The sequence below is a fragment of the Rectinema subterraneum genome (genome assembly GCA_009768935.1).
Taxonomy (GTDB): Bacteria; Spirochaetota; Spirochaetia; order Treponematales; family Rectinemataceae; genus Rectinema; species Rectinema subterraneum.
In genome coordinates this window covers 1-8180 of the sequence record WESA01000067.1, presented here as the reverse complement: position 1 = coordinate 8180, position 8180 = coordinate 1, and the positions used below count along the sequence as shown (strand labels likewise).

Here is an 8180-nt window from a genome sequence, read left to right as displayed (position 1 = left end):
GTCACTAGCCGCGACGATGCGATCGCCACATTCAGAAGCATTGTGCAGAATAAAACATGCACGATCGATCGAGGTGTGGTGGACTTGTCCGACTGCAAAATGCTGATTTTGAGCGAAGATATTTCGGATATGATCGGGAAAGAGCTTGCGGATTGGCAGCTGAGCGGCGAGTTTCCTCTCATTGTCGAAATTCCTCCGCTTTCCGGAACTTCCGCCCAGCACACGCGTCTTGTCGATGCGGTACGGCAAGCCATTGGAATCAAAATTCAATAGAGGAACTATAGGGAAGCAGAATGGAAGAGATACGAGGTACTGAGGCGCTGGAGCGGGAAATTCTGGATGACGCACGAAAGCGCGCTGAAAGGATAGTCCGCAAGGCGGAAGACGAAGCCAAAGCCTTACAGGCGCAAACCGAGCAAAAGATAAAGGCTGCCATCGACGCGCTCACTCAAGAATACCAGACAAAGCAGCAAACAGCCGAAAAAGAAGTCCGCTCGCGTCTGCCGCTCGAGAAAATGCGCCTCGAAATTCAGTATCGCGATGAGGTGCTGAGGAATGCTGTTGCAGAAGTGCTTGCAAAGATTGATCCCCGGCTGTTCGGTGCCTGGTGTTTGCGAGGCCTAAAGCGCCAGGTTGAGTTGATTCGAGGCTCCAAAGCCACGATATCGGTCAAGGGGCTCGATTCGGCATATATCGAAGAAATAAAGACGCTGTTTCAAGACGCCGGCTCTGTATCGATTAAAGAGAGCGAAGCCATGAAGGCTCGTGGCATCATTGTCGAGCCCGATGACAACAGTTATCGTATATCTATTACAGAGAATGAATTAGTTTCTTGGCTGCTGGACGAGGAGCGCGGGGAACTTGCATCGGCGCTGTTCGGGCAAACTGACTCCTCAGCGACTAATACAGCAGGCAGCCCCACAGGGGCCGGCACATCCGCACTCAAAGGGGCCAGATCATGAGCGCAGGCTATATCACGAGGATTTCGGGCCCAGTCATCTATGCGCAAGGAATGGACGACGCCGGCCTCTACGATGTTGTCAAAGTCGGCAAGGCCGGCCTGATCGGCGAAATAATAAAGCTCAAGGGCGACGTGGCCACCATACAGATTTACGAAGACAACACGCTTATGCGCGTTGGCGAGCCGGTAGAATGTATGCACAGGCCATTGTCGGTGGCGCTGGGGCCGGGGCTTATCGGATCGATTTATGATGGGATACAGAGGCCGCTGCCGGTGCTGAAGAATGTGTCGGGGGCGTTTCTGGCGCCGGGGCTTGCCGGCGAGCCGCTCGATACAAGCAAGAAATGGCACTTTGTGCCGCTCCTCAAGGCGGGCGACCCGATCGCCCCTGGCACCGCCTTCGGAATCATCCAGGAAACGGCCTCGATCCAGCACAGGCTTGTCTTCGACGCTTCAGTGCCGGCAAGTACGGCAGACTGGATTGCGCCTGAAGGCGACTATACATGTACAGCAACCCTCGTCAAATCGCGTGAAGGCAAAGAATATACGGCTGTTTCATGGTGGCCGGTCCGCGCCGCCCGCAAATTCACAGAAAAGCAGATTACCCACGAGCCGCTCGTCACAGGCCTCCGCGTCATCGATGTGCTGTTCCCGATAGCAAAAGGCGGAAGCGCAGCCATCCCTGGCGGCTTTGGAACAGGCAAAACCATGACCCAGCATGCCATCGCCAAATGGTGCGATGCGGACATCATCGTCTATATCGGCTGTGGCGAGCGCGGCAACGAAATGACAGAGGTTTTAACAGAGTTTCCGAGCCTCATTGACCCGCGTACCGGGCGCTCGCTTATGGAACGGACCATCCTCATCGCCAATACCTCCAACATGCCGGTCGCAGCTCGCGAAGTATCGATATATACAGGGATTACAATAGCCGAATATTATCGCGACATGGGCTACCAGGTGGCAGTTATGGCCGATTCCACCTCGCGCTGGGCCGAGGCTTTGCGCGAGCTCTCCGGCCGCCTCGAGGAAATGCCTGCGGAAGAGGGCTTCCCCGCCTATCTTCCAACACGCCTTGCGGAATTCTATGAGCGCGGCGGCATGGTCAAAACTCTGGAGGGCAAAAAGGGCTCGGTAACCATTATCGGCGCGGTTTCTCCTCCGGGCGGCGATTTCTCCGAGCCGGTCACCCAGCATACCAAACGTTTTATTCGCTGTTTCTGGGCGCTAGACAGGGATCTTGCGAATGCGCGGCACTATCCGGCCATTTCCTGGAACGATTCCTACAGCGAATACACCGAGGATCTCATTCAATACTGGGATTCTATCGATCCAGCGTGGGATGCGCTCAGAACAAAAACAATGGATATTCTCAAAAAAGAGCGCAAGCTTTCGGAAATCGTGCGGCTTGTCGGACCTGACGCCCTGCCTGACGAACAGAGGCTTATCCTGCTGACCGCCGACATGATCAAGAACGGATTTCTCCAGCAGAGCAGTTTTGACACGGTGGACATGTATTGCGCACCGCCAAAACAGACCTTTCTCCTTACCTGCATTCTTACCTTCCATGAACTGGCGGAAAATGCAATCAAGAATGGAGCGCCTTTGCTCAAAATCTCGGCATTGCCCATCAAGGAAAAGATAATCAGGCTCAAAAGTACGCTTGAAAATAATAAGGTGCAGGAGGGGCAGGCAGTCATCCAGGAAATCCAGCAGGCATTCACCCAGCTGGGCGTTGGCGCGCAGGGAGGCCTTTCGATATGAGAGGTTTGGAATACCATGGCATTTTGCGGGCAGATGGCCCGATCGTTATCGCTGCGCACCGGGAAAATGTCGGTTTTTCCGAGCTTGCCCGCGTACGGGATAGAACAGGCGAATTGCGGCTCGGCCGAATCGTCGACATTTCCGAACAGGCGATTGCGGTTCAGCTTTTCTCCGAGAATACTGGCATCTCGATCGATGAATCATGGATCGAGTATCTTGAAAAGCCGCTTACATTCCGTGTTGGTGACGGCATTGTCGGAAGGATCTTCAATGGCCTTGGAGATCCAATCGATGGCTACCCGCCCATCACGTCGTCTGACCTTAGGGATATTAACGGACGCCCCATCAATCCGAGCGCACGAGTCTACCCTCGCGACTTCATTCAAACAGGGATTTCTGCCATCGACGGCATGAACACTTTGATTCGCGGCCAGAAGCTCCCGATATTTTCCGGCAACGGGCTGCCGCATAACCGCCTTGCTGCGCAAATTGTCCGGCAGGCAAGGGTTTTGAGCGGGGAGAGCCAGTTTGCTATCGTATTTGCCGGTATGGGAATAAAATACGATGTTGCCCGCTTCTTTATCGATTCATTTGAAAAATCAGGTGTTCTCTCGCGCGTTGTCATGTTCCTCTCGCTTGCGGACAGCCCCTCGATCGAGCGCCTCGTAACGCCGCGCACCGCGCTCACTGCGGCCGAATACCTTGCCTACGAAAAGAACATGCACGTGCTCGTAGTCATGACCGACATGACGAATTACTGTGAGGCTCTGCGTGAGGTATCGGCAGCGCGCAACGAGGTGCCCTCGCGCAAAGGCTATCCGGGGTACTTGTATTCCGACCTCGCTTCGCTCTACGAACGCGCAGGCAAAATTGAAAACTGCGAAGGCTCCATCACCCAGCTGCCTATTCTCTCAATGCCCAATGACGACATCTCGCACCCGATCCCCGACCTCACCGGGTACATCACAGAAGGGCAGATAGTCCTCGAGCGCGACCTCTCCCAGCGCGGCATCTATCCGCCCATCGCCGGCCTTCCAAGCCTTTCGCGACTTATGAAAGACGGCATCGGTGAAGGCATGACCCGCGAGGATCATCGCGATCTAGCCGCCCAGCTTTTTTCTGCGTATGCCTATGTGCGCTCGGTACGTGACCTTGCTGCGATCATCGGCGAAGAAGAGCTCTCGGATAGGGACAAAATCTATCTCAATTTCGGCGACCGCTTCGAGCGCGAATTCCTCGCGCAGGGCGAGTTTGAAAACAGAAGTATCGAGCAGACGCTCGACCTCGGCTGGAAAATGCTGTCAATTCTGCCGGAGGCGGAGCTTGTACGAATTCCGCCGAAGCTGATCGAAAAATACCTGCCGCGCACCGGAAACGGCGACCCGGCGAAGGAGTGATGCGCAATGGCTGAGCCATTTCCTCCTCCGACAAAGACAAACCTCATCAAGGAAAAGCGCAGCCTTCAGCTTGCGCTCCAGGGCTACGACCTTCTCGAAAAAAAGCGGGAAATCCTCGTTATCGAGCTCATGAACCGCATGGATGCACTCGAACTGCTGGAGCAGGAAATCGCCAAGATGACCGAAAAGGCCTATGCAACCCTCCGCCAGATGTTGCTGTCGGTGGGGCGCGAACGGGCGCTTTCGATTTCTTCTCTGCCAGTGCGCGACATCACGCTCACTGCATCGCATGTGAATGTGAGCGGCATGACCTTGCCGACGCTCGATGTGCACGCGAGCGCTCCGGTTTTGCACTATTCTTTTATGAATTCATTTGCCGTATGCGACGAAACCGTGATAGAGTTTACAGAGCTTTTGCAGAAGCTTTCCACAGCGGCGGGAATGAGGTCCATCGTGTGGCGCCTTGCGCGCGAGGTCAGAAAGACCCAGCGGCGGGTGAACGCCTTGGACAAGATGGTGATCCCCCGTTCACGCGAGATCGTGAAATTCATCGATGCATCGCTGGACGAGCGGGAGCGCGAATCGCTGTTCGCAGTGAAAATGCTGAAGCAGCGTTTATCTGAACAGGACCAAACATGAAGAACATGCTGGAAACAGTTCTGGTGGCGATCAACGGCTCCGATGCATCAATCAGCGCCTTCAAGTACGCGCTTGCGATCAAGAAATCGCTGGGTTCGAGAATTATCGCGTGCTATGTCGTCGATACCGCAACTATACGCCAGCTTGCCCTTTCCAGGATCTTCGTGCCGGAAGAAAGCGAGGAATATGAGCGCAACCTTGAAAATTCTGGCCGGCGCTACCTCAATTTCTGTATCGAGCTCGCCCGCCAGAAACAGCTGTCTATCGAAACTGCAATCCGAAAAGGTTCAGTATCAGGCGAAATCGTAAAAGCCTCAATGGAACTTGGTGCTGATGCGATCATTCTTGGCGGCAACCCTGCTGATACGCTCTATCGCGACGCAATCGCCGATGCTTACCGCGAGATTTTGAAAAATGCCCGCTGTCCAGTGCTCTTTGTCAAGCCGCCGATCGGGGACGAACTGTTCAAAGCGCTGTGAATGTCAGGCTGAGCAAAAGCCGCGGGCAACAGTCAGCAGAAAACAGACTGGTCGAAGGGTGCCTTGAAACCCAGCCTAGTCAAAGTCAGCCGGGAAAACTACAGCACCATCTCAAGAACAGGATCCTGTCCCCTTCGGTACTCTTCGAATGTAGGTGCACGAAGATTATCGGGCGTAGGACCTAGAAACCCATTATCCGGCGTGATGCCGCTTGTTTTTGAATATTCCCACAGCCGCGAAGAGCGCCCGATGACAAGGCCCGAATTGGGCAAGCTGAATCGCACTACCTCGCCATAGTGATCCATTGGTTCGATGAGCGGCTCGCCAGCAAGAACAGCATTTCCGGAGCCCGGGTCTCCTCTTGCACCACATGCTTTCAGAATATCGGCTGCATTCATCAGCGCAGAAGAGAATGTATATGGCCCGACCAGGATTACAACCCCGCCCTTACGCTTCGCGACTTCAGTGTCAGCAAGCTGTTGCGCGAACCGCGTGCCCGGCATGGAATTGCCGCCGGAATTTGTCCTCATGTCGATTATGAGTCGGTTCGGAGCCGGGCTGCTCTTCAGCAGCTGAATCACCTCATCAAAAATCGGGCCGGCATCGCTTTCGCAGGATTGGAATGAGAGATAGAGCGTTTCAGGATGGGCTTCCGGGATTGTGTACCAAATATTCTCGTTAGGCTTCTGGCGCGAAAGTGCGGGCGGAGCATTCGGGTCAATTGCATAGTTCCAGGTGAAGGCGTCGGAGGATTCCAGGACAGTATATACAGCAGGGCAGCCCGTCGGGCTCGCTTCTGTATCGAAGCTGAGATGGAGGCCTTGCTCATCCGCCAGCCCGAGCCCGCGCATCAAAATGGGATTCATGAAGGCATTGAGCGATTCCGCACGGATCGCCGCATTTTTCAATTCTTCAAGTCCGGGCTTGCCAAGCGCTGATTCTATGCTGAGCGCAGGCGCAAGAATATCGAGCACTTCCTCGACAGTCTTGCTGCCGATTCTGGCTATTTTGCCTCCTAAGAGCGAAGCATTTTCATCAGATGCAGCAAAAACCCGCAGCTCATACTCTGTGCTCGCCATTGATTGGCTCACTGGAAAAAATCTCAAGGCAACCGGGTAGCGCGCTGTCGGCGAAGCATTGATACGCGTATGCCCATCGCCAACAATAGCGCAAGCTTTTGATATGCCAGCAATTGCTGCATCACGGCGAGATTCGCCGTCGGGCGCTCCATCGATATCAGACATTGCCTGACTGATCGCAGTGCTCAGTTGTGCTTGCAAGGCTGTATCGCTCTTGAGCTTTGGATGACCTAGCAATTCGCTTTCAAGCGTAGACATATCCGATTTCCATGCCGCTGCGTCGAGTAAATTGAGGTTTTCGCTGTACGATGACCAGGAGAGAGGTGACACGCATGAGCTCAATCCAAGAACAATAATTACTATTCCGGCGGCAAGAGGATACAAAGAATATTTTGATCTCATCATTTCGAAATAGTACCAAAAATATGGTGCAAGGCTCAATATTAAATGCCATTTGCATAGCAGCATGTTTGGGAGTAGATTATAGACAAAGCAAAGGAACAAGAGGAGGTAATGCAATGAAGAAAACGGCAGGCGACATTCTCGAAGTCAAGGGGCATGAAGTAGCGGCTGTTTCGCCGGACGATACGGTGCTGCACGCGCTCGAAGTGATGGCGGAGAAGAATATCGGCGCGGTACTTGTGATGGATGAGCAGGGCATGGTGCTCGGCGTGTTCTCCGAACGTGATCTGGCCAGGAAACTCATTATAAAAAGCCATTCTTGCGAAAACGAAAAAGTCGGGAACATCATGACGAAGAAGGTCATCTTCGTTCAGCTCGACACGTCCATCGAGCAGTGTATGAATATGATGACGCAGAACCGCATCAGGCATCTTCCGGTTCTCGACAACAACCGGGTTGTCGGCATTATATCGATCGGCGATGTCGTAAAAGCGCTCATCGAGGTGAAGGATCGAATCATCTCGGAGCAGGCCTTCGAGCTCGGCCAGCATGAGAGAGCCAGCACTCCCGGCGCGGTCTAGCGCTTCGAAACTGGCTGGCCTGGTCCCTCTATTGCATTTTCGTGCATAGTATTACACTGGTATATAGAATAAAGATCGGAGGAAGCGCCGCATGATCACATTGAAAAAGTTCACATTGGCAGAAGTGCCGGAATTGAGCGCAAAGCAATTCGCCTCTCGGCCTGCGCTCTCGATGGTAGGGGGCTCAGTCTTTACCTATCAGGATTTTGAGCGCGAAAGCCGCTCGATTGCCGAATCGCTCTTACATGCCGGCGTAAAAAAAGGCGATCGTGTTGCGCTTCTGGCTGAGAATTCGCCGCATTGGGTCATGACCTACTTTGGAATTGCGAGGGCTGGCGGCATTGTCGTACCCATTCTGACGGATTTCATCCCGGCGCAGATCTGCAATATCATCGATCACTCAGGTGCGCGCATTGTGTTTGTTTCCGAAAAACTGCGAGCCAAACTCTCTGATCTCCCAAAAGACATCGAAGTCCGCAATGTCAAAACGGGCAGACCTTTTGAAGAGCCCGGGGCTTCTCCGGAAAGCGCGAGCGCAAGAACCTTGTTTCCTGACGTAGAGGCAGATGATCTTGCCATGATTGTCTATACTTCAGGGACTACAGGCCTCTCCAAAGGTGTCATGCTTACGCATCGAAATATTCTTTCGAATGCTACCGCCTGCAAGTCGATTATTGTCCTGCGCCGAACAGATCGCCTTTTGTCAATTCTTCCGCTTGCCCATGCCTATGAGTTTACGATTGGTACGGTGATTGCGCTTTTGTCCGGCTCGCATATCCATTACCTGGACAGGCCGCCCGCCGCGTCAGTACTTATTCCTGCCCTCCAGGCAGTCCGTCCCACCATCATGCTATCCGTGCCGCTCGTCATTGAAAAAA

At 53.7% G+C, this 8180-nt stretch carries 9 protein-coding genes; 8 read left to right on the top strand and 1 reads right to left on the bottom strand.

Annotation, left to right across the window (positions count from 1 at the left end; genetic code table 11):
• The 6 genes from GAP13_RS11990 to GAP13_RS11965 all read left to right on the top strand — a co-directional run.
• A partial coding sequence (locus tag GAP13_RS11990) for a V-type ATP synthase subunit F (RefSeq protein ID WP_158908547.1) occupies positions 1-273 on the top strand: 273 nt, incomplete at its 5' end.
• 20 nt (positions 274-293) lie between these two features.
• Positions 294-962, top strand: a complete 669-nt coding sequence (locus GAP13_RS11985) for a hypothetical protein (RefSeq protein ID WP_158908546.1) — start codon at positions 294-296, stop codon at positions 960-962.
• A complete protein-coding gene (locus GAP13_RS11980; protein ID WP_186338847.1) occupies positions 959-2725 on the top strand; it encodes a V-type ATP synthase subunit A in 1767 nt (588 codons plus the stop codon). The genes GAP13_RS11985 and GAP13_RS11980 overlap by 4 nt, the downstream gene beginning before the upstream one ends.
• Positions 2722-4122 carry a V-type ATP synthase subunit B gene (locus GAP13_RS11975; RefSeq protein ID WP_158908545.1) on the top strand — a complete coding sequence of 467 codons (1401 nt, stop codon included), beginning with the start codon at positions 2722-2724 and terminating at the stop codon, positions 4120-4122. Before GAP13_RS11980 ends, GAP13_RS11975 begins: the two co-directional genes overlap by 4 nt.
• A gap of 6 nt (positions 4123-4128) precedes the next feature.
• The gene (locus GAP13_RS11970) at positions 4129-4761 is read left to right on the top strand and encodes a V-type ATP synthase subunit D (RefSeq protein ID WP_158908544.1); all 633 of its coding nucleotides are present in this window, start codon (positions 4129-4131) and stop codon (positions 4759-4761) included.
• On the top strand, positions 4758-5240 hold the full coding sequence (locus tag GAP13_RS11965; RefSeq protein WP_158908543.1) for a universal stress protein: 483 nt from the start codon (positions 4758-4760) through the stop codon (positions 5238-5240). Before GAP13_RS11970 ends, GAP13_RS11965 begins: the two co-directional genes overlap by 4 nt.
• Positions 5241-5338: 98 nt before the next feature.
• On the opposite strand, the gene GAP13_RS11960 is transcribed toward GAP13_RS11965, so the two are convergent.
• The gene (locus tag GAP13_RS11960; protein WP_158908542.1) at positions 5339-6724 is read right to left on the bottom strand and encodes a S41 family peptidase; all 1386 of its coding nucleotides are present in this window, start codon (positions 6722-6724) and stop codon (positions 5339-5341) included.
• A 113-nt stretch (positions 6725-6837) separates the two neighbouring features.
• Here GAP13_RS11960 and GAP13_RS11955 point away from each other — a divergent pair, with 113 nt between their 5' ends.
• Both GAP13_RS11955 and GAP13_RS11950 read left to right on the top strand, forming a co-directional pair.
• Positions 6838-7302 carry a CBS domain-containing protein gene (locus tag GAP13_RS11955; protein ID WP_158908541.1) on the top strand — a complete coding sequence of 155 codons (465 nt, stop codon included), beginning with the start codon at positions 6838-6840 and terminating at the stop codon, positions 7300-7302.
• A 91-nt stretch (positions 7303-7393) separates the two neighbouring features.
• Positions 7394-8180 (top strand): AMP-binding protein (locus tag GAP13_RS11950; protein WP_158908540.1); only part of this gene is annotated, 787 nt, incomplete at its 3' end.